This is a genomic window from Streptantibioticus cattleyicolor NRRL 8057 = DSM 46488 (assembly GCF_000240165.1).
GTDB lineage: Bacteria > Actinomycetota > Actinomycetes > Streptomycetales > Streptomycetaceae > Streptantibioticus > Streptantibioticus cattleyicolor.
In genome coordinates this window covers 4,379,987-4,406,125 of record NC_017586.1, presented here as the reverse complement: position 1 = coordinate 4,406,125, position 26,139 = coordinate 4,379,987, and the positions used below count along the sequence as shown (strand labels likewise).

General features: G+C 72.9%; 26 protein-coding genes. 13 read left to right on the top strand and 13 right to left on the bottom strand.

The features are described 5' to 3' along the window. Positions 1-159: 159 nt before the first annotated feature. Positions 160-2,190 carry a VMAP-C domain-containing protein gene (locus SCATT_RS19460; protein ID WP_014144831.1) on the bottom strand — a complete coding sequence of 677 codons (2,031 nt, stop codon included), beginning with the start codon at positions 2,188-2,190 and terminating at the stop codon, positions 160-162. A 30-nt stretch (positions 2,191-2,220) separates the two neighbouring features. Next, the gene (locus SCATT_RS19455) at positions 2,221-2,646 is read right to left on the bottom strand and encodes a CU044_2847 family protein (protein ID WP_014144830.1); all 426 of its coding nucleotides are present in this window, start codon (positions 2,644-2,646) and stop codon (positions 2,221-2,223) included. A 173-nt stretch (positions 2,647-2,819) separates the two neighbouring features. On the opposite strand from SCATT_RS19455, the gene SCATT_RS19450 reads away from it, so the two are divergent. The 3 genes from SCATT_RS19450 to SCATT_RS19440 all read left to right on the top strand — a co-directional run bounded on the left by SCATT_RS19450 (position 2,820) and on the right by SCATT_RS19440 (position 4,867). Then, positions 2,820-2,999, top strand: a complete 180-nt coding sequence (locus SCATT_RS19450) for a DUF6104 family protein (protein WP_014144828.1) — start codon at positions 2,820-2,822, stop codon at positions 2,997-2,999. A gap of 103 nt (positions 3,000-3,102) precedes the next feature. Further along, on the top strand, positions 3,103-3,951 hold the full coding sequence (locus SCATT_RS19445; RefSeq protein ID WP_014144827.1) for a DUF4097 family beta strand repeat-containing protein: 849 nt from the start codon (positions 3,103-3,105) through the stop codon (positions 3,949-3,951). A gap of 1 nt (position 3,952) precedes the next feature. After that, on the top strand, positions 3,953-4,867 hold the full coding sequence (locus tag SCATT_RS19440) for a PadR family transcriptional regulator (RefSeq protein WP_014144826.1): 915 nt from the start codon (positions 3,953-3,955) through the stop codon (positions 4,865-4,867). A gap of 6 nt (positions 4,868-4,873) precedes the next feature. On the opposite strand, the gene SCATT_RS19435 is transcribed toward SCATT_RS19440, so the two are convergent. After that, positions 4,874-5,836 carry a zinc-binding dehydrogenase gene (locus SCATT_RS19435; protein WP_014144825.1) on the bottom strand — a complete coding sequence of 321 codons (963 nt, stop codon included), beginning with the start codon at positions 5,834-5,836 and terminating at the stop codon, positions 4,874-4,876. A gap of 516 nt (positions 5,837-6,352) precedes the next feature. Between SCATT_RS19435 and SCATT_RS19430 the strand changes: the two genes are divergently transcribed. Then, positions 6,353-7,555, top strand: a complete 1,203-nt coding sequence (locus tag SCATT_RS19430) for an NAD(P)-dependent malic enzyme (protein ID WP_014144824.1) — start codon at positions 6,353-6,355, stop codon at positions 7,553-7,555. Positions 7,556-7,610: 55 nt separating this feature from the next. On the opposite strand, the gene SCATT_RS19425 is transcribed toward SCATT_RS19430, so the two are convergent. Beyond that, positions 7,611-8,378: a class I SAM-dependent methyltransferase gene (locus SCATT_RS19425; RefSeq protein ID WP_014144823.1), complete on the bottom strand. Its 768-nt coding sequence runs from the start codon at positions 8,376-8,378 to the stop codon at positions 7,611-7,613. Between the two features lie 139 nt (positions 8,379-8,517). On the opposite strand from SCATT_RS19425, the gene SCATT_RS19420 reads away from it, so the two are divergent. Beyond that, positions 8,518-9,114, top strand: a complete 597-nt coding sequence (locus SCATT_RS19420; protein WP_014144822.1) for a CGNR zinc finger domain-containing protein — start codon at positions 8,518-8,520, stop codon at positions 9,112-9,114. 73 nt (positions 9,115-9,187) lie between these two features. On the opposite strand, the gene sodX is transcribed toward SCATT_RS19420, so the two are convergent. Next, positions 9,188-9,601 carry a nickel-type superoxide dismutase maturation protease gene (sodX, locus tag SCATT_RS19415; RefSeq protein WP_014144821.1) on the bottom strand — a complete coding sequence of 138 codons (414 nt, stop codon included), beginning with the start codon at positions 9,599-9,601 and terminating at the stop codon, positions 9,188-9,190. A 139-nt stretch (positions 9,602-9,740) separates the two neighbouring features. Between sodX and sodN the strand changes: the two genes are divergently transcribed. Next, positions 9,741-10,136 (top strand): superoxide dismutase, Ni, encoded by a 396-nt coding sequence (gene sodN / locus SCATT_RS19410; RefSeq protein ID WP_014144820.1) that lies wholly within the window; start codon positions 9,741-9,743, stop codon positions 10,134-10,136. 136 nt (positions 10,137-10,272) lie between these two features. After that, on the top strand, positions 10,273-11,169 hold the full coding sequence (locus tag SCATT_RS19405) for a 1-aminocyclopropane-1-carboxylate deaminase/D-cysteine desulfhydrase (protein WP_014144819.1): 897 nt from the start codon (positions 10,273-10,275) through the stop codon (positions 11,167-11,169). 9 nt (positions 11,170-11,178) lie between these two features. Here the strand turns inward: SCATT_RS19405 and SCATT_RS19400 are convergent, their stop codons facing one another. Then, entirely contained in the window at positions 11,179-12,786 is a 1,608-nt protein-coding gene (locus SCATT_RS19400) for a Na+/H+ antiporter (protein WP_014144818.1), read from the bottom strand. Positions 12,787-12,868: 82 nt separating this feature from the next. Here SCATT_RS19400 and SCATT_RS19395 point away from each other — a divergent pair, with 82 nt between their 5' ends. The 4 genes from SCATT_RS19395 to SCATT_RS19380 all read left to right on the top strand — a co-directional run bounded on the left by SCATT_RS19395 (position 12,869) and on the right by SCATT_RS19380 (position 15,671). Further along, complete coding sequence (locus SCATT_RS19395) at positions 12,869-13,129, top strand: UBP-type zinc finger domain-containing protein (RefSeq protein ID WP_014144817.1); 261 nt, start codon at positions 12,869-12,871, stop codon at positions 13,127-13,129. 90 nt (positions 13,130-13,219) lie between these two features. Further along, positions 13,220-13,750 carry a GNAT family N-acetyltransferase gene (locus SCATT_RS19390; RefSeq protein ID WP_014144816.1) on the top strand — a complete coding sequence of 177 codons (531 nt, stop codon included), beginning with the start codon at positions 13,220-13,222 and terminating at the stop codon, positions 13,748-13,750. A 267-nt stretch (positions 13,751-14,017) separates the two neighbouring features. Further along, positions 14,018-14,431 (top strand): ATP-binding protein, encoded by a 414-nt coding sequence (locus SCATT_RS19385; RefSeq protein WP_014144814.1) that lies wholly within the window; start codon positions 14,018-14,020, stop codon positions 14,429-14,431. A gap of 136 nt (positions 14,432-14,567) precedes the next feature. Next, the gene (locus SCATT_RS19380; RefSeq protein WP_014144813.1) at positions 14,568-15,671 is read left to right on the top strand and encodes an RNA polymerase sigma factor SigF; all 1,104 of its coding nucleotides are present in this window, start codon (positions 14,568-14,570) and stop codon (positions 15,669-15,671) included. Between the two features lie 39 nt (positions 15,672-15,710). Here SCATT_RS19380 and SCATT_RS19375 read toward each other — a convergent pair whose 3' ends face one another. Beyond that, positions 15,711-16,205 (bottom strand): hypothetical protein, encoded by a 495-nt coding sequence (locus SCATT_RS19375; RefSeq protein WP_014144812.1) that lies wholly within the window; start codon positions 16,203-16,205, stop codon positions 15,711-15,713. Positions 16,206-16,279: 74 nt separating this feature from the next. On the opposite strand from SCATT_RS19375, the gene SCATT_RS19370 reads away from it, so the two are divergent. Further along, complete coding sequence (locus tag SCATT_RS19370; protein ID WP_014144811.1) at positions 16,280-17,245, top strand: diacylglycerol/lipid kinase family protein; 966 nt, start codon at positions 16,280-16,282, stop codon at positions 17,243-17,245. Between the two features lie 318 nt (positions 17,246-17,563). Further along, positions 17,564-17,821 carry a WhiB family transcriptional regulator gene (locus tag SCATT_RS19365; RefSeq protein WP_014144810.1) on the top strand — a complete coding sequence of 86 codons (258 nt, stop codon included), beginning with the start codon at positions 17,564-17,566 and terminating at the stop codon, positions 17,819-17,821. 229 nt (positions 17,822-18,050) lie between these two features. Here the strand turns inward: SCATT_RS19365 and SCATT_RS19360 are convergent, their stop codons facing one another. From SCATT_RS19360 to SCATT_RS19335, 6 genes are all read right to left on the bottom strand, one after another. Continuing rightward, a complete protein-coding gene (locus tag SCATT_RS19360; RefSeq protein ID WP_014144809.1) occupies positions 18,051-19,505 on the bottom strand; it encodes a sensor histidine kinase in 1,455 nt (484 codons plus the stop codon). A gap of 487 nt (positions 19,506-19,992) precedes the next feature. Further along, positions 19,993-21,063, bottom strand: coding sequence for an SIS domain-containing protein (locus SCATT_RS19355; protein WP_014144808.1), 1,071 nt, complete (start codon positions 21,061-21,063; stop codon positions 19,993-19,995). 38 nt (positions 21,064-21,101) lie between these two features. Further along, positions 21,102-22,628: a glycoside hydrolase family 3 protein gene (locus SCATT_RS19350; protein WP_014144807.1), complete on the bottom strand. Its 1,527-nt coding sequence runs from the start codon at positions 22,626-22,628 to the stop codon at positions 21,102-21,104. Next, positions 22,625-23,452: a carbohydrate ABC transporter permease gene (locus tag SCATT_RS19345; RefSeq protein WP_014144806.1), complete on the bottom strand. Its 828-nt coding sequence runs from the start codon at positions 23,450-23,452 to the stop codon at positions 22,625-22,627. The genes SCATT_RS19350 and SCATT_RS19345 overlap by 4 nt, the downstream gene beginning before the upstream one ends. After that, a complete protein-coding gene (locus tag SCATT_RS19340) occupies positions 23,449-24,438 on the bottom strand; it encodes a carbohydrate ABC transporter permease (RefSeq protein WP_014144805.1) in 990 nt (329 codons plus the stop codon). The genes SCATT_RS19345 and SCATT_RS19340 overlap by 4 nt, the downstream gene beginning before the upstream one ends. An 81-nt stretch (positions 24,439-24,519) precedes the next feature. Further along, the gene (locus SCATT_RS19335) at positions 24,520-25,797 is read right to left on the bottom strand and encodes an extracellular solute-binding protein (RefSeq protein ID WP_014144804.1); all 1,278 of its coding nucleotides are present in this window, start codon (positions 25,795-25,797) and stop codon (positions 24,520-24,522) included. Positions 25,798-26,139: the final 342 nt, after the last annotated feature.

Genomic DNA, 26,139 nt, shown 5'->3' with positions numbered 1-26,139 from the left:
CTGACGAAGCAAGGGCTCGCGAGGGCACCGCCGTCACGCACGTGCCGCACGCGCGATCTCGCGCTGCCACGCACAGGGATCCCTTTATGACAGTACCCGCGCGGACCATGGCGAACATCGATTTCCGGACGCCCGGCAACCGCTCCCCGCGCCGCCCGGTCATCCCTGCCCCAGCCCGGGCAGCGGCGCGGTGGCGTCGTCGTACAGCAGGACCAGCGCCTCCGGCCAGGGGGCGGCGGGGCCGTGCGGGTCGGGGCGGCCGTCGGCGCTGTGGCCGTCGTGGCTCTGGGCCCGCAACGCCCGTACCGCCTCGGGGAGTTTGGCGGCGCCGCCGACCCTGGCCAGCAGCGCGTCGGCCTCCCGCTGGAAGACGGCGCAATCGGGTCCGCAGGCGTCGGCCGGGTGCGGGGTGGTGCGCCACAGCGCGATGCCGTGGCCGGCGTCGAGCGCGTCGATCATGGTGTCCAGCGCCTCCCCGTGGCCGACCGGGCCGCACAGCACCGGCACCGCGGAGGTGGCGGCGGTGCGCAGCCGTTCGTACCCGGGGCTGCGTTCGGTGACGGTGAGCGGCAGCGCGGTGAGCCCGGGGTGCCGGGCCGTCTCCTGCCAGCGGCCGAGCCATTCGGGCGGGCGGGAGGCGGCGCGCTCCACGTCGCGTACGACGACCGGGCGGCGGGTGCCCATCGGGCGCGGCGGGCGGTGGCCGCGGCCGGTGCGGTCGCCGCCGGGGGTCCACAGGTGGGCGGCGACGTCGAAGTGGTGGACGGGCAGGGCGAGTTCGACGGTGGCCGGGCGGCCGGTCTCGTCGGCCCGGTCCAGGGCGAGCGCCAGCGGCTCCTCGATCTGGGCGACCGCCTCGTCGAAGGTGACCCCGTCGCGCGCGTCGCACACCGTGGTGACCTGGCGGTCGTCGGGCGAGCGGACGAGCTGGATCTCCCAGCGGAAGCGCACCGGCCGGTCGTCCTGCCAGACCACCGGGGCGAGCGCGACCAGCACCGAGGACTGGGCGACCGGTCCGGCGGCGGCCGTCTCGGCGAGGCTGTTGCGGTCCACCGCGGGCAGCGCGATCGCCCGGCGCTTGGCGAAGTCGTGCAACTTGGCGGCGCCGGCCGGGTCCTGCTCCCGGACCTCCTCGGCGACCAGCAGCAGGTAGGTGACGAAGGCGAGCAACTGCTTGCCGCTGTCCGGCTCGTAGAGCAGCCCGTGGCCGTCCCGCCAGGCCACCGGCAGCGGGTCGTGCACGGTGCCGGGGCCCAGCACGCGTTCGACCAGCCGCTGCACCACGCCGGGGCTGCGCGGCGGCGGCAGCCGGGCCAGCAGCCCCAGCGCCTCGGCGCGGTCGACCGGGGTCCATTCGCCTATCACGTCGGAGAGCTGGTTCTGCACGTCGATCCAGGTGCCGCGGGTGTGGCGGCCGATCTGCTGCTGCTCGTAGTGCCAGCGGTCGTGGGCGCGCACCAGCTCCTGGTACGGGTCGGGGCCCAGGCCCAGTTCGGGGTCGAGGGCGTCGTCGCCGGTGAGCCCGCGCAGCGCGGTCAGCAGCACCGCCCGGCCGCCGTCCCGGCTGCGGCGGCGGGCCTTGACCACGCCGACCACGCGGCCGTGGGCCAGGTCGACCACGAGGCTGCCGGAGACCCCGGCCGGGATCTCGGAGTCGGGGCCGAGGCGGAAGACGTGGATGCTGTCGTTGCCGGGGACGGTGCAGGTGCCGTCCCACGGTTCGAGGTCGCGGCCGGGGCGCCGCCAGCCGAGCGCGGCCACCTGGCGGCTGACCGGGGGCACCGCGCGGTCGCTGAGCCAGGCGCAGCCGTGCGGGGGCACCGGTCCGGTGAGCCGGATCAGCGCCAGGTCCGGGCTGATCTCGAACTCCCGCTCGTCGCCGAGTTCCCAGTGGGTCAGCTCGTCGCGGCCGGGCAGGGTGTAGACGGCGCGGGCGGGCACCGTGCGGTCGCCGATCCGGATGCCGATCTCGCCGTCGCCCATCCAGCGCCGCCGGCCCAGGGAGTCGCGGCGCACCAGGACGTGGGCGCAGGTGAGCACCCAGCCGGGGGCGACCATCAGTCCGCTGCCCCAGAACTCGGGCTGGTCGGACCGGGGGTCGGAGACGACGGCCACCGCCACGTCCCGGGCCAGCTCCCGCAGCCGGGACGCCGCCTCGTCCGGGACGCCGCCCGGGCCCGGCGGTGTCACGGCCGCTCCCGGGCGGGGCGGGCCGGGGGCTTACGCATCCGCGTCGTCCCCGGCCGGGGTCGGGGGGGCCGGCGGCGGGGCCTGGGCCGGCAGCGGCGGCGCGGCGGCCGGCGGGTGTTCCTTGCCGAACCGGTCGCGCCAGGTGAGCCGGACGTTGAGGGCGGCCTTGGAGCCGCCGCCGGCCAGCACGCTGACGATGACGCCGGACTTGACCGCGAGTTCGACGCCGAACTCCACGCTGACCTCGTCGGGCCCGGCCGCGGCGGCGGCCTCCCGGACCGAGGCGGCGACCCCGCCGATCAGTCCGCGCAGTTGCTGGACGCGGGCGACCACCCCGTCCATGGCGCCCACGTCCTCGTAGTCGCCGTACTCCTCGCCCGACATGGCCACCGGTGACAGCCGGGCCCAGACCTCGGTGCCGTCCGGCAGTTCGATGCGCTGCGCCTGATCCCCCACGCCGCCCCTCCGCTCCCCCGAGCCTGCGAGATCGCCCCGCCACGGGTCCACGCGGCGGGCCGGACGATCAGGCTAGCCCCCGCGAGGCCGCGGCGCGAGAGCCCCGAACGGGTGCCTATCCTGGCCGCGTACCCCTTACGTCCCTTGTGACCTGGAACGATTTCGGAGCACACGTGTACTTCACGGACCGCGGCATCGAGGAGCTGGAGAGCCGGCGCGGCGAGGAGGAGATCACTTTCGAGTGGCTCGCCGCGCGGTTGCAGGAATTCGTCGATCTCAACCCGGAGTTCGAGATCCCGGTGGAGCGGCTGGCCACCTGGCTGGCGCGGCTGGACGACGACGAGGAGGAGTGACGGCGGGCCTGGGGCCGGCCGGCCTTGACTTCCGCGTTACGCGATATATCGTGTTCTTGGGAGGACGCGATATGTTGCGTCTGCCGCACCCTGGGAGGGCTGGATGTCAGCGCACACGTGGACCGTCGCGGAGCCACGCCGGATCACCTTCGACGACACCGTCACCGGCCTGCACGTCCGCGTCGTCGGCGGCACCGTCAACGTGGTCGGCACCGAGGAGGGCCCGGCCCGGCTGGAGGTGACCGAGCTGGAGGGACCGCCGCTGGTGGTCACCCGGGACGGGGGGACCCTGACGGTGGCCTACGAGGACCTGTCCTTCAAGGGCCTGCTGGGCTGGCTGGACCGCAAGGGGTGGCAGCGCCGCGCGGTGGTCTCGCTCACGGTGCCGCACCGCACCCACGTCGAGGTCGGGGTGGTCGGCGCCACCGCCACCGTCTCCGGGGTGACCGGCCGCACCAAGGTGCACGGGGTCAGCGGTGACACCACGCTGGTCGGCGTGGGCGGACCGGTGGACGCCAGCACCGTCTCCGGCAGCCTGGAGGCCCAGGCGCTCGCCGGGGACCTGGCGTTCAACAGCGTCTCCGGCGACCTGACGGTGGTCGGCGGCACCGGCTCCCGGCTGCGGGCGGACTCGGTCAGCGGCGACATCGTGCTCGACCTGGACCCCTCGGCCGGCGCCGACGTCCGGCTCAACACCGTCTCCGGGCAGATCGCGGTGCGCATCCCGGAGCCCGGCGACGCCGAGGTGGAGGCGTCCACCGCCAGCGGCCCGGTCTCCTGCGCCTTCGACGAGCTGCGGGTCACCGGCAGCTGGGGGGCGAAGACCATCGCCGGCCGGGTCGGCCGCGGCGACGCGCGGCTGAAGGCCACCACCGTCTCCGGCGCCATCGCGCTGCTGCGCAGACCACCCGCGGAACCGGCCGACGCCCCCCGCCTGACGAAGGATCTGTGACATGGCCCCCGTCTTCGCCCACGGCCGCCTGCGGCTGTACCTGCTCAAGCTGCTCGACGAGTCGCCGCGCCACGGCTACGAGGTGATCCGGCTGCTGGAGGAGCGCTTCCAGGGGCTGTACGCGCCCTCGGCCGGCACCGTCTACCCGCGGCTGGCCAAGCTGGAGCAGGAGGGCCTGGTCACCCACACCACCGAGGGCGGTCGCAAGGTCTACGCGCTGACCGCGGCCGGCCGCGCCGAGGTCGCCGACCGCCAGGACGAACTGGCCGAGCTGGAGCAGGAGATCCGTGACTCGGTCTCCGAACTCGCCGCCGAGATGCGCGAGGACGTCCGCGGCGCCGCCGGCGACCTGCGCCGCGAGGTCCGCGAGGCCGCGGCCCGGTCCCGTACCGACCCGCAGGACGCGGCAGCCGCCTTCGGGGCGGTCAAGCAGGGGTGGAAGGAGCAGGCGCGGCGGGCCAAGGAGGAGAGCCGCCGGGCCAGGGAGGAGGCGCGCGCCGCCCGCCAGCAGGCCAAGGAGGCCCAGGCGTACGCCCGCGAGGAGATGCAGCGCATCGTCCGCCGGGTCCAGGACGAGGTGCAGGACCACGTACGGCAGGGCGACTGGCAGTCGGCGGTCACCCAGGGGCTCGCCGAGTTCACCCGCGAGATGGGGCGGTTCGGCCGCTCCACGCCGTGGCCCGGGTACGTCAAGCCGGAGCCGGCCGACGTACCCGACTGGGGGTCGGTGGACGACTCGGCCTCCACCGACCCGGTCCGCGACCTGGAGCGGCTGCTCGACCGCTTCCGCGACGACATCCGCGACGCCGCCCGGGACAACGGGGTGGACGCCGCCCAGCTGCGCGAGGTCCGCCGCCATCTGTCGACCGCGGCGGCCCACATCGGCGTCCTGCTGCGCCCCGGCACGCGGGACTGACCTGCCTCAGACGGTCAGGACGACCTTGCCGAACAGGTCGCCCCGGGCGATCTTCTCGAACCCCTCGCGGGCCCGGTCCAGCGGCAGGACGGAGTCGATCACCGGGCGTACCCCGGTGGTGGCGCAGAAGTCGAGCAGCCCCTCCAGCTCCTCCTTGGTGCCCATGGTGGAGCCGACCACCTTCAGCTCCAGGAAGAAGATCCGGTTGAGTTCGGCCGCCTTGGGGCTGGGGCCGCTGGTGGCGCCGGAGATGACCAGGGTGCCGCCGGGGCGCAGCGACTTGACCGAGTGCGACCAGGTGGCGGCGCCCACGGTCTCGATCACCGCGTCCACCCGGTGCGGCAGCCGCGCGCCCGGCTCGAAGGCGGCCAGCGCCCCGAGTTCCTCGGCCCGGGCGCGCTTGGCCGCGTCCCGGCTGGTGGCGTAGACCCGCAGGCCGGCCGCCCGGCCCAGCACGATCGCGGCGGTGGCCACCCCGCCGCCGGCGCCCTGCACCAGCACGCTGTCGCCCGGGCGCACCCCGGCGTTGGTGAAGAGCATCCGGTACGCGGTCAGCCACGCGGTGGGCAGGCAGGCCGCCTCCTCGAAGGTCAGCTCCTTCGGCTTGCGCAGCACGTTCCACACCGGCACGGCGACCCGTTCGGCGAAGGTGCCCTGGTAGCGCTCGGTGAGGATGGAACGGGGCTCGCGCGGGCCGACGCCGTGGCCGGTCTGCCCGATCACCGAGTGGACGACCACCTCGTTGCCGTCCGCGTCGACCCCGGCGGCGTCGCAGCCGAGGATCATCGGCAGGCTCTCCTGCGACAGGCCGACGCCGCGCAGCGACCACAGGTCGTGGTGGTTGAGGGAGGCCGCCTTGACGTTGACCGCGGTCCAGCCGGGCGCGACCTCCGGTTCGGGACGTTCCCCCAGCTCCAGTCCGTCGAGCGGCTGTTCAGGGTCGATGCGAGCGGCATAGGCAGCGAACATGTGCCGAAACTAGCCGCGCTTCACGGGGCCCACCAGTGTCCGCCCCGTGAAGCGATGTACGTCACCCGGGCGGTCCGGGCCGCGGCGGGGCGCCGGACCGGGTGTGCCAGAATCGGGAAACGGGCGATCCCCGGCGTCCCGTCGGGCCGGCACTACCCAGGGCCGGACCATGGCGGGAGCCACTTGGAGCACGAGGCGCGTCGGCACCCCCGTGTGCCCCCTGGACCCCACCGGTGATCCGTCACGCGGGCGCCGGCCGGACATGAGGTCACGCTCCACCGGGCACTTTCCGGTAACGGGAATATCGGCGGATGTGCGGAAACTTATGTGCTCGCCAGCTCGAACAGCCTTCCGGTAGAACGGATCCTTCACCCCTCGACCAGGGCCCACGCGCGTGGCGTGCGACACGCGCGGCGCTCGTGCACCTCCGACGCGGAGGCCGCCCGGGCAGGCCCGCCTCGCCCCGCACCCGGGGCGAGCCACCCTCAACCAGCAATAACGACAAAGGGGTCAATTTTGTCAGCGGAGATCGTCAACCCCCGGAGCGACAGCGATACGGATCAGGAGCTGATCGATCCGGCCTTCGCCCTGCACCGCGGCGGAAAGATGGAGATCAGCGCGACGGTGCCGGTGCGTGACCGCGACGACCTGTCGCTCGCCTACACCCCCGGCGTGGCCAAGGTCTGCACCGCCATCGCCGAGGAGCCCTCGCTCGTCCACGACTACACCTGGACCTCACAGGTGGTCGCCGTGGTCACCGACGGCACCGCGGTGCTCGGGCTGGGCGACATCGGCCCGCAGGCGTCGCTGCCGGTGATGGAGGGCAAGGCCATCCTGTTCAAGCAGTTCGGCGGTGTGGACGCGGTGCCGATCGCGCTGGACACCAAGGACACCGACGAGATCGTGGAGACCGTCGTCCGCCTCGCGCCCTCCTTCGGCGGGGTCAACCTGGAGGACATCTCCGCGCCGCGCTGCTTCGAGATCGAGCGCCGGCTCAAGGAACGGCTGGACATCCCGGTCTTCCACGACGACCAGCACGGCACCGCCGTCGTCACGCTCGCCGCGCTGCGCAACGCCGCCCGGCTGACCGGCCGCTCCCTCGGCGAGCTGCGCGCGGTGATCTCCGGCGCCGGGGCCGCCGGGGTCGCCATCGCCAAGATCCTGGTCGAGGCGGGCATCGGGGACGTCGCCGTCACCGACCGCAAGGGCGTGGTGCACGGCGGCCGGGACGACCTGACCGACGTCAAGCGCGAGCTGGCCTCGTACACCAACAAGGCCGGGCTGACCGGCTCGTTGGAGGACGCGCTGGACGGCGCCGACGTCTTCATCGGGGTCTCCGGCGGCACCGTCGCCGAGTCGGCGGTGGCCACCATGGCCGAGGGCGCCTTCATCTTCGCGATGGCCAACCCCACCCCCGAGATCCACCCGGACGTGGCCCACAAGTACGCCGCGGTGGTGGCCACCGGCCGCAGCGACTACCCGAACCAGATCAACAACGTGCTCGCCTTCCCCGGCATCTTCGCCGGCGCCCTCCAGGTGCGCGCCTCGCAGATCACCGAGGGCATGAAGATCGCCGCCGCCGAGGCGCTGGCCGCGGTGGTGGCCGAGGAGCTGAGCGCGGAGTGCGTGATCCCCTCGCCGTTCGACGAGCGGGTGGCCCCCGCGGTCACCAAGGCGGTGGCCGCCGCGGCCCGCGCCGAGGGTGTCGCCCGCCGCTGACCGGCACACCCCCGGCGCCCCGGGCGGCCGTCGCGCGGACGACGGCCGCCCGCCGTCACTTCAGGGCGGCGACCACCGCGTCCGGCACCGAACGCCACACCGTGCGGGCCTCGGCGAACCCCGCCTCGCGCAGGACGCCGGCGTGCCACTCGGGCGGGTGGGGCTCGCCGTCGGTGTGGCCGCCGAAGATCTCGAAGCGGCGGGCGACGGCCGCGCCGAGCGCCTCGTCCGCCGCCGCCACCCGCCACCAGGTCTCCCAGTCGAGCACGCCGTCCGCACGGGCGCCTTCCTGGCGGGCGTGGCGCAGCGCGCGCTCGGCCTCGTTGATCCGCTCGGTGGCGGGGTCGGGCATGTGGTCGGCGTTGAGGAAGACCCCGCCGACCTTGAGGACGCCGGGCAGCTCGCCGTAGAGCCGGGCGAGTTCGCCGGTGTCGAGCCAGTGCAGCGCGGTGGCGGTGAGCACGGCGTCGTACTCGTGGTGCGGCAGCCGGCCGGTCCAGTCGGGGTCGGTCAGGTCGGCGGTGACGAACTCGGCGCGCGGCTCGTCGGCGAAGGTGCCGCGGGCGATGGTGAGCAGCGCCGGGTCGAGGTCGACGCCGGTGGTACGGGCCCCGGGGAACCGCTCGAGGACCCGGCGCGAGATGCTGCCGGTGCCGCAGGCCAGGTCGAGGACGACGGGCGCCGGGCCGGCCAGCGCCTCCACCAGGTCGAGCATGACCCGGAAGCGCTCCTCGCGGTCGGGCAGGTACAGCTCCTGCTGGCGGTCCCAACTGCGCTGCCAGGCCGCCCAGTCGCCGGTGGGCACGGTGGTACCGGTGGTCATGGGTCCTCCAGGGACGTTTCCGGGCAGGGCGGCGCCGGCCGCACTACCCTGTGCCGTAGCCTTGGTAATAGCCTCTTAGGGAGATCGCCCATTACGGCGACCGGTCCCGACCATAGTCCGCCGCGAGTAAGGACCACAAGTGGAACTGGCTTATTACGCCGACTACGCCGTGCGCCTGGTCAACAGCGAGCGGCCCGAACGCGGGGAGGACGGCCTCACCTCCGTCGAGGCGGTACGCGCGCTCTTCGGCAACAGCCAGCAGTCGGCCCGCCGCGCCGGGGAGGCCGACATCACCCGGCTGCGGGCCGTCCGCACCCGGCTGCGCGCGGTCTTCGAGGCCGCCTCCGAGGGCGCCGAGGTACGGGCGGTGGACCTGCTCAACTCACTGCTGCTGGAGTTCCCGGTCAGCCCGCAGATCTCCGGCCACGGCGACCTGGACGCCCAGGGCCGGCCCGACTGGCACCTGCACCTGGCCGACCACGCCACCAACGCCTCGGCCTCCTACGCCGCGACCGCCTGCATGGGCCTGGCCATCCAGCTGACCGACCTAGGCGTGGACCGGCTCGGCATCTGCCAGGCGTCGCCGTGCCGCAACGCCTACATCGACACCTCGACCAACCGGTCCCGGCGCTACTGCTCCGACCGCTGCGCGACCCGCGCCAACGTCGCCGCCTACCGGGCCCGCAAACGCCAGGAGAACGCCCGCCCGGCGGCGGGCGCCCGGCCCGCCGGCTGAGCCGCCGCCGGGCGTTCGACCGCTGCCGCCCGGCCGGTCCGCGGTTGAACGACCGGCGGCCGGCCGGCCGCGCTCAGCGCGCCTTGAGCCGCCGCGTCACCGAACGGTCCGCCCGCACCGGCCGCAGCGCCGAGACCGCCCACCCCAGCGCCGAGCGCACCGAACGCCCCAGCTCCCGCGGCGGCCGGAACCGTCCCAGCGCCTTGGCGACCACCAACTCGTCCGGCACCGTGCCGAACAGCCGGCTGTCGGACTCGGCGAACGGGTTGTCGCCCAGCACCCACCAGCCGCCCTCCCGGCGCTCCACCGCCCGCTTGACGATCAGCAGGTCCTGCTGAAGCGGGTGGCGCAGCACCACCACGTCCCCCGCCCGTACCGGCGCCCCGTACCGGACCAGCAACTGGTCCCCGTGACGAAGCGTCGGCACCATCGAAGGCCCCGTCACCTCGGCCACGCCGTACGGCAGCCTCGCCCCCTGCTCGCGCATCCCGCGCCTCCTGTCGGTTCCTCCACCGGGTCCAGAGTGACACCAGACTTTTGTCCTAAGCACCTGGGGGCACCCGAGAAAACAGGCCCCCCAGGGAGTAATCTCCCACCTGCAAAGACGATCACGAGGAAGGACGGCAATGTTCTCTCGCCTGTTCGCGCCCAAGGTCAAGGTCAGCGCCCACTGCGACCTGCCGTGCGGCGTCTACGACCCGGCCCAGGCCCGTATCGAGGCCGAGTCCGTCAAGGCCATCCAGGAGAAGTACCAGGCCAACGAGGACTCCGACTTCCGCACCCGCGCGGTGGTCATCAAGGAGCAGCGGGCCGAGCTGGCCAAGCACCACGTCTCGGTGCTGTGGAGCGACTACTTCAAGGCTCCGCACTTCGAGAAGTACCCGCAGCTGCACCAGCTGGTCAACGACGCCCTCAAGGCCCTCAGCGCCGCCAAGGGCTCCAACGACCCGGCGACCGGCCAGAAGGCGCTCGACCTGATCGCCGAGATCGACAAGATCTTCTGGGAGACCAAGAAGGCCTGAGCCTTCACCCCGCGGTCTGCGAGGACACCACCTTCACAGACCGCGGTGGCGCACCCGGCCGCCGCGTTCGCCCCGACGAGGGCCTCGCGGCGGCCGGGTGCGGCGTTTCTCCCCTCCGCCCTGGGACAATGGGCCGGTGCCCACCGCTTCGCCGCTCGACGCGCTCGACCCCCGGCTGCCCTCGCCGCTCGTGCCGGTCGAGGACGAGCGCCTGGCGCGTGCCGGGGTGCGGCTGGCGCTCAAGCGGGACGATCTGATCCACCCGAGGATCCCGGGCAACAAGTGGCGGAAGCTGACGCCCAACCTGGAGGCGGCGCGGGCGGCGGGGTACGGGACGTTGCTGACGTTCGGCGGGGCGTACTCCAACCACTTGCGGGCGACCGCAGCGGCGGGCCGGCTGCTGGGGTTGGCCACCATCGGCGTGGTGCGCGGCGAGGAACTGGCCGGCCGGCCGCTCAACCCGAGCCTGGCGCAGGCGGCGGCCGACGGGATGCGGCTGCACTTCGTGGACCGCGCGTCCTACCGGCGCAAGACCGAACCGGCCTTCGTCGACGAGCTGCGCGCCCGCTTCGGCGACTTCCTCGCGCTCCCCGAGGGCGGCAGCAACGCCCTGGCCGCCACCGGCTGCCTGGAGCTCGGCCGTGAACTGCGCGGCCACGCCGACGTGGTCGCCGTCGCCTGCGGTACCGGCGGCACCCTGGCCGGACTCGCCGCCGGGCTCGGCCCGGACGCCCGCGCGATCGGCTTCCCGGTGCTCAAGGGCGGCGGCTTCCTCGCCGACGAGGTGACCCGGCTCCAGCACGAGGCGTTCGGCGGACCACGCGGCGCCTGGACGCTCGACACCCGTTTCCACGGCGGCGGCTACGCCCGCACCACGCCCCGACTGACCGCGTTCGCCGAGGAGTTCGCCGCCCGCCACGGCCTGCTGCCGGAACCGGTGTACGTGGCCAAGATGCTCTACGGGGTCTTCACCCTCGCCGCCGAGGGGGCGTTCGCGCCCGGCACCCGGATCGCGGCGGTCGTCACCGGCTGACCGCCCGGCTCACTCCTCGGGGTGATCGCCGGCCGCCTCCTCCAGGTCGAGCCGGCGCAGCAGGGTGCGCAGCATCTCGTCGTCGATCACCCGGCGGTCCCGCAGCCCCACGAAGACCTCCCGCTCGGCGGCGATCATCTCCCCGCTCAGCCGCCGGTAGGTGGCGTCCGCCGACTCCCCGGTGAGCGCGTTGACCGCGCCGAGCCGTTCCCACACCGCGTTGCGCCGCCGGGCCAGTACGGCGCGCAGCCGGTCGGCGAGGGGCGCGGGCAGCGCGTTCTCGGGGGCGCTCAGCAGCTCCGCCAGGCGCTCCTCGGCGGCCCGGGACGCCTCGTTCTGCGCCTGCGCCTCGATCAGCGTCTCGCGCTGGACGTCCCTGGGCGGCAGCCGCAGCGCCCGTACCACCCACGGCAGGGTGAAGCCCTGGAGCACCAGGGTGCCGATCACGCAGCAGAACGCGAGGAAGAGCAGCAGGTCGCGGCCGGGGAAGGGGGCGCCGGAACGGGTGGTGAGCGGGATCGAGAAGGCCACCGCGAGGGAGACCACCCCGCGCATCCCGGCCCACGAGGTGACGAACGCCTGCGTCCACGGCGGCGCCGGATCACGCCGGGCCCGCCGGGCGCTCAGCCGGCGCGGCAGGTACGTGGCCGGGAAGACCCACACGAACCGCGACCCGATCAACGTGGCCACCAGCACCGCCGCGAACCCCAGCGCCCCGGTCACCCCGGTGCCGCCCAGCCCGCGCAGCACCACCGGCAGCTGCAGCCCGATCAGCGCGAAGACCACCGACTCCAGGACGAACGCCACCATCTTCCACACCGCGGCCTCCTGGAGCCGGGTGGCGAAGTCCACCTGGGAGGAGTGGTGGCCCAGGTAGAGGCCGACCACCACCACCGCGAGCACCCCGGAGGCGCCGACCCGCTCGGCCGCCGCGTAGGCCACGAACGGGATCAGCAGCGAGGTGGTGTTCTGCAGCAGCGGCTCCCGCAGCCGGGTGCGCAGCCAGTGCAGCGGCACCATCAGCACCAGGCCCACCAGCGTGCCGCCGACCGCGGCCAGCAGGAAGTCGCCGACCCCCTGGAGCCAGCCGATCCCCTCCCCCACCGCGGCGGCCAGCGCCACCCGGTAGGCGGTGATCGCGGTCGCGTCGTTGACCAGCGACTCGCCCTGCAGGATGGTCACCGTCCGGGCGGGCAGCCCCACCTTGCGGGCGATCGCGGTGGCCGCCACCGCGTCCGGCGGGGCCACCACCGCGCCCAGCACCATCGCGGCGGCCAGCGGCAGCCCGGGGACGATCGCGTGGGCTACCAGCCCGACGGCGGCGGTGGCGAAGAGCACGTACCCCACCGACAGCAGCGCCACCGGGCGCAGGTTGGCGCGCAGCCCCAGGTAGGAGCTGTCCAGCGCGGCGGTGTGCAGCAGCGGCGGCAGCACGAACGGCAGCACCCAGTGCGGATCGAGGGTGTAGGCGGGCACGCCGGGCACGAAGGAGGCCGCCAGCCCCACGGTGACCAGCAGCAGCGGCGCGGAGACGCCGGTGCGCCGGGCCAGACCGGCCACCGCCGCGCTGCCGGCCACCAGCAGCAGCACCGCGCCACCCAACGACTCGGTCCCCACGGCGCTCCCCCTCGTCCCGGCCTACGCGACCTGCTCCGACCTGCTTGGACGTGCTCCGACGCCAGGTCCTAGCCTAGGAATCATGAGGGACTGCCCGCACCTTCCCGCGCTGCCGGAGCCGGAACCGGCGCCACTGACCGCCACCTGCCCGGAGTGCGAGGCGGCCGGCAGCCATCCGGTGCAGTTGCGGCTCTGCCTCAGCTGCGGTCACGTGGGGTGCTGCGACTCCTCGCCGTACCGCCACGCCACCGCGCACCACGACGCCACCGGGCACCCGGTGATGCGCTCTTTCGAGCCGGGTGAGAGCTGGCGGTGGTGCTACCCCTGCCAGACCCTGGTGTGACACCGGGTGACCGGCGGTCGCCGCCGGGGGTCGCACTCCGTGACCGCGAGCCCTGTCCGGTTGTCGGCGCCGCCGGTTAGCCTTGGCCGCATGATTCGACCCGCGACCGAGGACGACGTCCCCGCCATCCACGCCATGATCCGCGAACTCGCCGAGTACGAGCGGGCGCTGGAGCAGGCGCGGGCGACGCCGGAGCAGTTGCGCGAGGCGCTCTTCGGGGCCGAGCCGGCGGTCTTCGCGCTGATCGCCGAGGAGGAGCCGGAGGGGGTCGCGGCCGGCTTCGCGCTGTGGTTCCGCAACTTCTCCACCTGGACCGGCACCCACGGCGTCCACCTCGAAGACCTGTACGTTCGCCCGGCGGCGCGGGGCCGGGGGCACGGCAAGGCGCTCCTCGCCGAGCTGGCCCGGATCTGCGTGGCGCGCGGCTACGACCGCTTCGAGTGGGCGGTGCTCGACTGGAACGAGCCGTCGATCGACTTCTACCGCTCGGTGGGCGCGGTACCGATGGACGAGTGGACGGTGCAGCGGCTGACCGGTGAGCCGCTGCGGACGCTGGCGGCATCCGCGTCCGGTCCGACCCCTGTCGCTCCGGCCAACCCCGCGATATCTCTTTCGAATTGAGACCGCAAACCCCTGTCACTGTTCGTGCTCATAGGTTTACCATGAGTGACAGCCGCGGGTTCCCGGAACAGGGCCTGCCCGCGGTGACAACCGCGCTTGGTCCGGGCGACACCGGGGCACAGATCGCGATACCGTCCCTGGACGGTACGCATCGCGTGCGACTACTCGGCGTGTACGGACCGTGTACCCGCACCTGACCGTCGCATAACGGCGGCGGGTGGGGCAGGCGTTCAAGTTCAACCACCGTGTGCCACCTTGGAGGTGAGGGTGTCCCAGATCGCAGGCGAGCCCGGGTCGAAGGACTTCGTGGAGGTCCGGCTGCCCGCGGCGGGTGCCTACCTCTCGGTACTGCGGACGGCCACCGCCGGACTCGCAGCCCGATTGGACTTCACCCTCGACGAGATCGAAGACCTGCGCATCGCCGTCGACGAGGCTTGCGCCATCCTGCTCCAGCAGGCCGTTCCCGGCAGTGTGCTCTCGTGCGTCTTCCGCCTGGTCGAGGACGCCCTGTGGGTGACCGTCTCGGCGCCCACCACCGACGGCCGCGCCCCGGAGCGCGACACCTTCGCCTGGACGGTGCTCTCCGCCCTGGCCGGGGAGGTCGACTCCGCCGTGGCCGAGGACAACACGGTCAGCATCAGCCTGCACAAAAAGCGCGGCGCCGGCCCTGGACAGTCGTGAGGTCCCCAGATGCAGGAAGCCCTCAGGTTCCACTACTTCCGCAAGTCAGGCCCCGGGAGGGGCCGGTGCGGCCCGGCGCCCGCCAGGGGCGGTGACCGCGCGGACACGCCCGCCACGCACGGAACGGGGGAACGTCGTGACCGCTGAATCCTCCCGGGAGCTGGCCACCGAGCCGGCCCCGAGCGGCGTCCCCGAGCCCGCCGCCGTCCGGCGGGCCGGCCCCGCCGGACGCGGGGCCGCCGTTCCCGCCCAGGCCGCCGCCCGGCGGCACCCGCCGCGGCACCGCCCGGTGCCGCACATCGACGCTACGGACGCGCTGGAACAGGCGGACCCCATGGAGCGTGACCAGCACGGCCCCGGGGTGGACGAGCAGCCGCCGCGCGAGCACGGCCGCCACCCCCGCGCCACGGTGGCCGGCCACGGCTCACGCGGCCCGGCCGGCCACGCCCACGACACCGGCGACCATCCCGGCACGGCCACCGCCGCGCCGGACCGCACCGGGGCGCGCGCCCTGTTCATCGAGTTGAGCACGTTGCCCGAGGGCTCCCCGGAGCGCGCCGAGCTGCGCAACCGGCTGGTCCAGATGCATCTGCCGCTCGTGGAGCACCTGGCCCGCCGGTTCCGCAACCGGGGCGAGCCGCTGGACGACCTCACCCAGGTCGCCACCATCGGCCTGATCAAGTCGGTGAACCGTTTCGACCCGGAGCGCGGCGTGGAGTTCTCCACCTACGCCACGCCCACCGTGGTCGGGGAGATCAAGCGCCACTTCCGGGACAAGGGGTGGGCGGTCCGCGTGCCGCGCCGCCTCCAGGAGCTGCGGCTGGCGCTCACCACGGCCACCGGGGAGCTCTCCCAGGCGCACGGCCGCGCCCCGACCGTGCACGAGCTCGCCGAGCATCTGAAGATCTCCGAGGAGGAGGTGCTGGAGGGGCTGGAGTCGGCCAACGCCTACAGCACGCTCTCGCTGGACGTGCCCGACACCGACGACGAGTCGCCCGCGGTGGCCGACACCCTGGGCGCCGAGGACGACGCGCTGGAGGGCGTGGAATACCGGGAATCGCTCAAGCCTTTGCTGGAGCAGTTGCCGCCGCGGGAGAAGAAGATCCTGCTGCTGCGCTTCTTCGGCAACATGACGCAGTCGCAGATCGCCCAGGAGGTGGGCATCTCCCAGATGCACGTCTCCCGGCTGCTGGCCCGCACCCTGGCCCAGCTGCGCGACCGGCTGCTGGTCGAGGAGTGATCCGCCGGCGGCCCGCAGTGCCGAGCCGCCGGCCCCGCCTCACCGCCGGGGTTCGGCGGTACGGCGTCCGATGCCGAGCGCGTCGGTCGCCGCCGGGTTGACCAGCAGCACCAGTTCCGCCACGGCGACCACGGCCACGCCCACGGCGACGACGAGCAGCGCCGTGTTGGCGTGCGCCATGGTCCAGGCGACGGGCAGCGCGATCAGCTGGATGATCAGCACGGGCCCCCGGCTCCAGCGGCGCGCCTTGACCAGCCCGTAGGCGGCCACCAGCGGCAGCGCGGCCAGCACCAGCACGGTCAGCCCGCCCATCGTCGCGCCCTGGCGGTCCGCCGGGTGGCCGAGGAGACCGAGGACGAGCAGCCAGACCCCGGCCACGGCCAGGCCCGCCCCCTCCAGTGCGGCCAGGGCAGCGGCGGCGGTCAGCCGGCGTGTCCGGTGGCCGGCCGCCGCCGCCTGGTCCGCCGGGTTCCCCGTCTCGTTGCCGCCCCGGGCCGCCGCGGGTCCGGAGCCGGTCTTCTGCTTGGCGCTCACCTTGGCAGGGTAGCCCGCCCGGGCCCCGGGGCCGGGGCGCGGCCGGGTACCGATGGGTAGGTACCCTTCCTCTCATGCGCGCGCTTCTCGTGGTCAACCCGAAGGCCACCACCACCGGGGCGCGGACCCGTGACGTGCTGATCCACGCGCTGGCCAGCGATCTGAAGCTGGAGGTGGCCTCCACGGAGTACCGCGGCCACGCCCGCGACCTCGCCCGCCGGGCCGCCGAGGGCGGCGAGGTGGAGCTGGTGGTGGCGCTCGGCGGGGACGGCACCGTCAACGAGATCGTCAACGGGCTGCTGCACCACGGCCCCCGCGCGGAGCTGCCCCGGCTCGCGGTGGTCCCCGGCGGCAGCACCAACGTCTTCGCGCGCGCCCTCGGCCTGCCCAACGACGCGGTGGAGGCCACCAGTCTGCTGCTGGACGCGCTGCGCCAGGGCAGCGAGCGCTCGGTCGGCCTCGGACTGGTGCGCGGCACCCCGGGCACCCCGGACGAGGGGGTGCCGGCCCGCTGGTTCACCTTCTGTGCCGGCTTCGGCTTCGACGCGGGCGTGGTGGGCCGGGTGGAGCAGCAGCGGGTGCGCGGCAAGCGGTCGACGCACTCGTTGTACGTACGGCAGACCGTCCGCCAGTTCCTGGGCGAGCCCAACCGCCGGCACGGCACCGTCACGCTGACCCAGCCGGGCGCCGATCCGGTGGCCGACCTGGTGCTGGCGATAGTGTGCAACACCTCGCCGTGGACGTTCTTCGGCAACCGTCCGGTGTACGCCTCGCCGCGTGCCTCGTTCGACACCGCGCTCGACGTGCTGGCGCTCTCCCGGCTCTCCCCGTCGGCGGTCGCCCGGCACGCCACCCAGTTGCTGCGTTCGACCCCGGAACGCGGACCGCGTGGAAAGCACGTCGTATCGCTCCACGATCTCACCGACTTCACCTTGCAATCACAGGTGCCGCTGCCTTTTCAGGTGGACGGTGACCACCTCGGGCTGCGCACAAGTGCGACCTTCACAGGTGTACGCCGTGCACTGCGTGTGATTGTGTGAGTGGTAGGGCCCAAAGTCCTTTCACTCGAACGTTTAGCCTCCGTTGCACCCCATGGAAGTACGGCTGTGACCGAGGCGACACCGAAGAATCAAAAAAAACTTTCCGGAAGGGGTTGTATCCGCCGCCCAGGTTTGCGAGTCTCTTCTTGGCGATCGGGACGGCCCCCTTCCGGACCCCCTTGAGAGCCCGAATCCTCCTTCACCCCCCGCGGTCGCGCCAGGGAACCTGGCTGTCGACCGATGTCGTGTCGAAGGATTCGTGAAAGCGTTCACATTCACAAGCAACGTGCCAGCAACACACCAGGAGTTGGAGCAGACATGGACTGGCGTCACCGCGCCGTTTGCCGCGAAGAAGACCCCGAGCTCTTCTTCCCGATCGGCAACACCGGTCCTGCGCTGCTGCAGATCGAGGAAGCCAAGGCCGTCTGCCGTCGCTGCCCCGTGATGGAGCAGTGCCTGCAGTGGGCACTGGAGTCCGGGCAGGACGCCGGTGTCTGGGGTGGCCTCAGCGAGGACGAGCGTCGTGCGATGAAGCGCCGCGCCGCCCGCAACCGGGCGCGCAACATCAGCGCCTGACGCCCGCCGCCCCTTCGTGCTTGGGTCCGCCGTGAGGCGGGCCCGTGGGCGCCCCGCCGCCGTACACCACACGTACGGAACGGAGCGTCTTCCCCCGAGCCGCAGCGCGCGGACCCCTTGGTCCGCGTAAGCCGCAGACAAAAGCACAGGCAGTAGGCAACAGCCCCGGTCGACGAGGTCGACCGGGGCTCGATGCTGTCCGGGGCCGGTCACCGGCCGACCCGGGCGGCTACTTCAGCGGCTCCACCGGGATGTCGAGGAGCACCCGGGCCCCGCCCAGGTCCCCCGGCACCATGTCGAAGGTACCGCCCAGCTCCCCCACCACCAGGGTGCGCACGATCTGGAGGCCGAGGTTGCCGGCCCGCTGCGGGTCGAACCCCTCCGGCAGCCCGCGGCCGTCGTCCTCGATGGTGATCAGCAGCCGTTCCGGGCCGCGCGCGGCGGTGACCTCCACGGTGCCGCGCCGGGCCGGGCCGAACCCGTGCTCCAGGGCGTTCTGCAACAGCTCGGTGAGGACCATCGACAGCGGGGTGGCGGTCTCCGCGGTGAGGATGCCGAAGCGTCCGGAGCGGTTGGCGGTCACCCGGCCCGGGGAGAGTTCGGCGACCATGGCGATCACCCGGTCGGCGATGTCGTCGAAGGCCACGCGCTCGTCCAGGTTCTGCGAGAGCGTCTCGTGGACGATCGCGATCGAGCCGACCCGGCGCACCGCCTCCTCCAGGGCGCCGCGGGCCTTGTCGGAGTCCATCCGGCGGGCCTGGAGCCGCAGCAGCGCGGCCACCGTCTGGAGGTTGTTCTTCACCCGGTGGTGGATCTCCCGGATGGTGGCGTCCTTGGTGATCAACTCCCGTTCCCGGCGCCGCAGTTCGGTGACGTCGCGCAGCAGCACCAGGGAGCCGATGCGGGTGCCCTTGGGCTTCAGCGGGATCGCCCGCAGCTGGATGATGGCGTCGTTCCCCTCCACCTCGGTCTCGCGCGGCGCCCAGCCGCTGGCGAGCTTGGCCAGCGCCTCGTCCACCGGGCCGCGGGACGGCGCGAGGTCGGCGGTGGTCTGGCCGAGGTGGAGGCCGACCAGGTCGGTGGCGAGGCCGAGCCGGTGGTACGCGGAGAGGGCGTTGGGGCTGGCGTACTGCACCACGCCGTCGGCGTCCAGCCGGATCAGCCCGTCGCCGGCCCGCGGGGAGGCGTCCATGTCGACCTGTTCGGCGGGGAACGGGAAGGAGCCGGCCGCGATCATCTGGGCCAGGTCGGAGGCGCTTTGCAGATAGGTCAGCTCCAGCCGGCTCGGGGTGCGCACGGTGAGCAGGTTGGTGTTGCGGGCGATCACCCCGAGCACCCGGCCGTCCCGGCGCACCGGGATCGACTCCACCCGCACCGGCACCTCCTCGCGCCACTCCGGGTCGCCCTCGCGCACGATGCGCCCCTCGTCCAGCGCCGCGTCCAGCATCGGCCGCCGGCCGCGCGGCACGAGGTGGCCGACCATGTCGTCCTGGTAGGAGGTGGGGCCGGTGTTGGGCCGCATCTGGGCCACCGAGACGTACCGGGTGCCGTCCTTGGTCGGCACCCACAGCACCAGGTCGGCGAAGGAGAGGTCGGAGAGCAGCTGCCACTCGGAGACCAGCAGGTGCAGCCACTCGAGATCGGAGTCGTCGAGCGCGGTGTGCTGGCGTACGAGGTCGTTCATGGAGGGCACGTTGCGAGCGTACCCGCGTCGGACGTGCACTTTCGCGCGTGTGTTCACCCGGGCTCCGGTCGGCGGTGGCGCTCGCCGCGGGCCGCGGCGCCGGGAAGGGACCCTCAGCCCTTCCGGCACCGCAGCCCGGAGCTGCCGTCGGCGCCGGTACCCGAGCGGTGTGCGGTCCGCGCGGCCGGTGGTGCCGACTGAAGTGGGGACCCGGTGCCGTCAGGGCAGAGAGCACCGCGTCCCGTCCGTCCTCCTGTGCGGGGAGGGCGGGGTTCAAGGCTACCGGGAAATCCCCCGGATGCCGCCGTCGTCGTCCACCCATTGTGGACTAGACCATTCCCGGTTGTCTACGCCCCGGGCGTACTCGCTCCGCCGCCCGGCCGCGCCCGAGGCGGCGGAGGCCGAGTCGACACCGCGCCGGTGAACGGCGAAGGTCCCCCGTCCAGCCGGACGGGGGACCTTCGGTGACGTACGGGCGGCTGCCCGGTCAGCGGGTCTCGGTGACCTTGGCCAGGGCGCGCGGGGCGTCCGGGTCCTGGCCGCGGGCGATGGTGACCTCGTAGGCCAGCAGCTGCAACGGGATGATCTCCAGGATCGGCTGCACCTCCTCGGCCACCCCGGCGGTGGGCAGTACGAAGCCCGCCGAGGCCGCCTCGACCTGGGCCTGGCTGCCGATGACCACCAGGTCGGCGCCGCGCCCGCGCAGCCGGTCGAGCACCGGCTGGAGCGCCTGGCCGCCCTTGCCCTCGGTGACGATGGCGATCACCGGGGAGACGTTGTCGACCATGGCCAGCGGACCGTGCAACAGGTCGGCGCCGGAGAAGGAGAGCGCCGGTATGTAGCTGGTCTCCATCAGCTTCAGCGCCGCCTCCTTGGCGGTGGGGTAGCCGTAGCCGCGGGAGGTGAGCACCAGCCGTTCGGCGAACCGGTAACGGGCGGCGAGCGTGCGCACCTCGTCCTGCCGGGCCAGGATCTGCTCGGCCAGCTCCGGCAGCACCTTGGCGGCCGAGCCGTCCCCGCCGCGCAGCCCCTCCACGAACAGGTAGAGCGCGAGGAGTTCGGCGGTGTACGTCTTGGTGGCCGGCAGCGCCTTCTCCGGGCCGGCCAGGACGTCGATGTGGAACTCGGAGACCTCGGCCAGCGGGGAGCCGGCGTTGTTGGTGACCGCCAGCGTGATCGCGCCGGCCTCCCGGGCGGCCTTGGTGGAGGCCACCAGGTCGGGCGAACCGCCGGACTGGCTGACCGTGATCACCAGCACGTCGGTCAGGTCGGGCTGGGCGCCGTAGGCCGTGGTGGTGGACATCGAGGTCAGGCCGGCCGGCTTGCCCAGCAACACCTCGATCAGGTACTTGGCGTACAGCGCCGCGTTGTCGGAGGTGCCGCGCGCGGTGAGCAGCACGAACCGCGGGTTGCGGGCCGCGACCTGCTCGGCGACCCGGCGGATGTGCGGGGCGCCCTCGTCGAGGATGCGGCGCAGCACCGCGGGCTGCTCGGCCATTTCGCCGGACATGATCCGGCCCGGCACGTGTTGCGGCTGGGTCGGAGTCGGGGCGGACATGCGTTGGGCCTCCAGGCTGTGTCGTCTACGCGAAAGGGTCAGCGACCGGCGTCCTTGCCGGCGATGACTTCCGCGGCTGCCCGCCCGCACACGCGCGCCGCGCCGTGGGTCGCGATGTGCAGCGCTCCGAGCGGAGGTGCCTGCGGCACGCCCATCTCCACGACGACGGCATCCGGCCTGGCGGCCAGCAGGGCGTGCACGGTGTCAGCCATCCACCGGTGCCGGTGGATGTCGCGAACCACGATGACGATCCTACGGTCCGCCGCCGACCGGAGCACATTTGCCACCAAGGCGGGCAGACCGCTTGCCGCCAGGTCGGCCTCCCGGTACGTGGCGGTGGCCGTCCCGGGCAGCAGCCGGGCCAGCTCGGCGCCGACCCCCCACGGCGTCACGTCGCCCACCGCGATGTTGGCCACCGGGGTGAGGGCGGCCACGTGGACCGGTCCGCCGGGCGCCGGAGGCTCCCCGGCCCGGGTGATCCGCAGTGCCCGGCGGGCCGCGGTGAGCCCGATCTCCGGGTCGGCGGCCACCGCGGCGCCGGCCTGGCGGCGGGCCCAGGCGCCCAGCGCGCGGACCCGGGCGGCGGCGTCGGCGAGGCGCTCCTCGGCCAGCTCACCGCCGCGTACCGCGGCCACCAGGGCGTCCCGCAGCCGCAGCACCGTCCCCTCGTCGGCGAGGCCGCCGCCCACGCAGATGGCGTCGGCGCCCGCGGCGAGCGCCAGCACGGTGCCGCGTTCGATGCCGTAACGGGCCGAGATGGCGGCCATCTCCACCGCGTCGGTGGCGATCAGCCCGTCGAAGCCGAGGCCGCCGCGGTCGGCGGGGGCGCGCAGCAGACCGGTCAGGGCGGCCGGGCTGAGCGTGGCGGGCAGGTCGGGGTCGAGCGCGGGGAGCAGGATGTGGGCGCTCATCACGGCCTTGCTCCCGGCGGCCACCGCGGCGCGGAACGGGACCAGTTCGCGGGCGTGCAGCGTGGCCAGGTCGGCGTCGACGCGCGGCAGGTCGTGGTGGGAGTCGACGTCGGTGTCGCCGTGGCCGGGGAAGTGCTTGGTACAGGCGGCCACCCCGGCCTCCTGGAGCCCCTGGACGTAGGCGGCGGTGTGCCGGGCGACCAGCGCGGGGTCGGCGCCGAAGGAGCGCACCCCGATGACGGGGTTGCCGGGGTCGGAGTTGACGTCGGCGGAGGGCGCCCAGTCGAGGTTGACCCCGCACGCGGCGAGCCGGCGGCCGAGTTCGCGGGCGACCGCCCGGGTCAGCCCGGGGTCGTCCACCGCGCCGAGGGCGTGGTTGCCGGGGAAGGAGGAGCCGGTGGAAGCCTCCAGCCGGGTGACGTCGCCGCCCTCCTCGTCGGCCGCCACGATCAGCTCCGGGGACTCGGCGCGCAGCCGGGCGGTGAGCGCGGTCACCTGCTCGGGGCTTTCGATGTTGCGGGCGAACAGGGCGACCGAGCCCAGCCCCTCGCCGAGCCGGCGCAGCACCCAGTCGGGCGGGGTGGTGCCGGTGAAGCCGGGCTGGAGGACGGCGAGCGCGTCGCGGGTGAGGGTGGCGGGCGCCGTGGTGGTCATCCCTTCACCGCCCCGGCGGTCAGCCCGCCCACCGCCTTGCGCTGGAGCACCAGGAAGACCACGACCACCGGCAGGGTGAACAGGGTGGAGGCGGCCATGGTGGCCCCCCAGTCGTTGCCGAAGTTGGTCTGGAACTCGGTCAGCCACAGCGGGAGCGTCTGGCCGTTGTCCTTGTTGAGGATGAGCACCAGCGGGAACTCGTTCCAGGCGGTGATGTAGCCGAACAGCGAGGTGGACATCAGCCCCGGGGCGAGCAGCGGGAAGACCACCCGGAAGAACGCCTGCCGGCGGGTGCAGCCGTCCACCAGCGCCGACTCCTCCAGTTCCTTGGGCACCGCGGCGATGAAGCCGCGCAGCGTCCAGACGGTGAGCGGCATCACCATCATCATGTAGAAGAGGATCAGCGGTACCAGGCTGTTGAGCTGGTCCTGCTCACGCACGATCATGTACACGGAGATCGTCATGACCTCCCAGGGCGCCATCTGGGCGACCATGATCATCAGGATGAACGCCTTGCGGCCCCGGAACCGCATCCGGGCCAGCGCGAAGGCGGCCAGCATGGAGACGATCAGCGACAGCAGCACCGCGCCGAGGGTGACGGTGAAGCTGTTGCGCACCAGCGTCCAGAAGCCGGCCGCGTGCACGGCCTTGGTGAAGTGCGCCAGCGTGCCGTCGAAGGGCACGAAGACCGGGGTCTTGCTGATGATGTCCAGGTCCGGCTTGAACGCCGTGGTGACCATCCAGTAGACCGGGAAGGCGAAGAAGACGAAGAGGACGACGGCTGCGGTGTTGCTCCAGACGCGTCCGGCCGTTGCACGCCTCACAGCTCGTCCTCCTGCTTCAGAATGATCCGGAAGTAGTAGGCCATCAGCGCCAGCAGGATCAGCATGGTCAGCGTGGAGATCGCCGCGCCCATGCCGAAGTGCTGGTTGCCGACGCCCTGGATGAAGGCGTAGACGGGCAGGGTCTGGGTGCTGCCCGCGGGTCCGCCCGCGTTGAGCGCGTACACCTGGGTGAACGCCTTGAAGACCCAGATGATCTCCAGGAACGTGGTCGACAGGAAGAACGGCTTGAGGATCGGGTAGGTCACCGAGCGGAACGTGCGCCAGGGGCCGGCGCCGTCCATCCGGGCCGCCTCGAAGATCTCGTGGGAGACCGTGGTCAGCCCGGCGTAGAGGTTGAGGGCGACGAACGGGATCGACTGCCAGACCACCATCAGGGTGATCACGGCGAACGTGGAGAACTGGTTGCCGAGCCAGTTGTAACCGGCCATCGAGTGCCAGCCGAGCTGCGCCAGGCACCAGTTGACCACGCCGTACTGGGTGTCGAAGAGCCACTGGTAGACGGTGGTGCCGGCGACGAACGGCATGGCCCAGGCGAGCGTCAGGCCGGTCGACAGCAGCAGCCGCATCCGTCGGCCGAGCCGGTTCAGCAGCAGCCCGACCAGGGTGCCGCCGCCCATGATCAGCGCCACGTTGGCGATGGTGAAGAGCACCGAGCGCAGCGTGGTGTGCCAGAACTCGCCGCTGGTGAGCTGGTCGGTGTAGTTGCTGAACCCGGTCCAGTCGGTGGTGTGCTGGATGAGCTGGAAGGCGTTGAGGTTCTGGAAGGAGATGACGAGGTTGCGCACCACCGGGTAGACCAGCAACGCGGCGGTGGCCAGCAGCGCGGGCAGGATCAGCAGGTACGGCGCGCCGCGGCCGGCCGCCGGGGTCCGGGCCGGCCGGGGCCGCCGCTGGTCGGCGGGGGGAGCGGCCGGCGTGCTCCGCCCGGGCGGACGCGCCGGCGTCCGGGTTGTCTGCGCAGCCATGCCTGTGTCTTCCTCCCGCGCTGCGTTACGTGTGGTTCACCGTCGGGCGGGGCGGCGCGGTGCCGCCCCGCCCGGCTGGGGTCACTGCTTCTGGCTCAGCCGCTTGTTGACCTCGGCGTCGGCCGCCTTGGCCGCGGCGGCCGGGTCCTGGCCCTGGAGGACGGCGGTCATGAAGAGCGACTTGATCGGGTTGGGGGTGTTCTCCACGTTGCCCCACTCCGGGATCAGCGGCGTGGTGCCGCCGCCCGCCGAGGCGGTGGCGGCGGCGGTGGCGAAGGGGTTGCCGGTCAGGTTGGAGTCGAGCGCCGTCTTGTTGGGGATGACGCCGCCTTCCTTGGCCAGCTCCCCCTCGAACTGGTCGGACAGCGCCAGCTTGAGGAACTTCTTGGCCAGGTCGGCGTTCTTGCTGGCCTGGGCGATGGCGAGGTTGGAGCCGCCGAGGAAGACCTTGGCGGGCTTGTCGGCGGTCTTGCCCGGGATCGGGAAGTAGCCGATCTCGTCCTTGAGCTTGGGGTTCTTGGCGACGGCGCCGGCCGCCTCCCAGCCCAGGCCGATGAAGGCGCCGACGTCGCCCTTGGCGAAGACGTCGGACTGCTGCGGGGTGGCCTCGTCCTTGTCCTTGGGCGCGGTGCCCAGGGCGTTGAGCTTCTTGTAGAGGTTGACGGCGTCGGCGGCCTGCGGGCTGCCGAGGTTGGAGACGTACTTGTCGCCGTCCTTCTTCACCAGGTCGGCGCCGGCGTCCAGCAGCATGCCGTCGAAGGCGTACCAGTTCTGGCCGGGCAGGTAGAGGGCGTCGGCGGTGCCCTTGGACTTGATGGTCTCCAGGTCCTTGACGAATTCGTCCTGGGTCTTGGGGACGTCCTTGATGCCGGCGTCGGACCAGATCTTCTTGTTGTAGATCACCACGCGGCCGGTGACCCACCAGGGGGCGGCGAACTGCTTGCCCTGGAAGACGGCGGAGGCGTTGATCGCCGGCACCCAGTCGTTGCCGCCGAGGCCGGCCTTGTCACCGCTGAGGTCCATCAGACCGCCGGTGGCCGCGTAGTACGGGGTCTGGGTGTTGCCGATCTCCACCACGTCCGGCGGGTTGGACTCCGACAGCGCGGTGGTCAGCTTCTGCTGGATGCCGTCCCAGACCTGGACCTTGACGTCCACCGTGACGCCGGGGTTCTGCTTTTCGAAAGCGGCGGTGATGTCCTTGGTCCAGCCGGGCGGGTTGGAGCCGCTCATCACCCATACGGTCAGCTTCTTGCCGCCGCCGGAACCGGATGCCTTGTCCTTGCCGTCGCTGGAGCCACAGGCGGCCACCGATACTGCCATCGCCGCGACGGCTACCGCCGCGAGGAGCTTGCGCTTCACGTCACCCTCCTCAGGATGCACCGGAAACTCCCCCCACCGCCCGAATACCGCCACCGCAACTCGTACGGGTACGCGTCCTGCCCGTGGGTCTGGGATGTGGTCTTTAATGGTTTAGACCAGTAACCCGGAGCTTGGCCTAGACCTTTAGGGGTGTCAAGGGTGTATAAGAGCGACAGGGAAGTCCGTTATCGGACCGACACCTGGCCCGGGAAAGCCGCCCACGGCTAGGTGCGCGGGTCGGCCCATGCCACCATTACAGCCGCCCTCCGGGCCCGAGCGGGCCGGCAGGGCCCAGGACGGAGGAGCCGGTGACGTCAGAACGGACGGAGCAGGCGGAAGGCG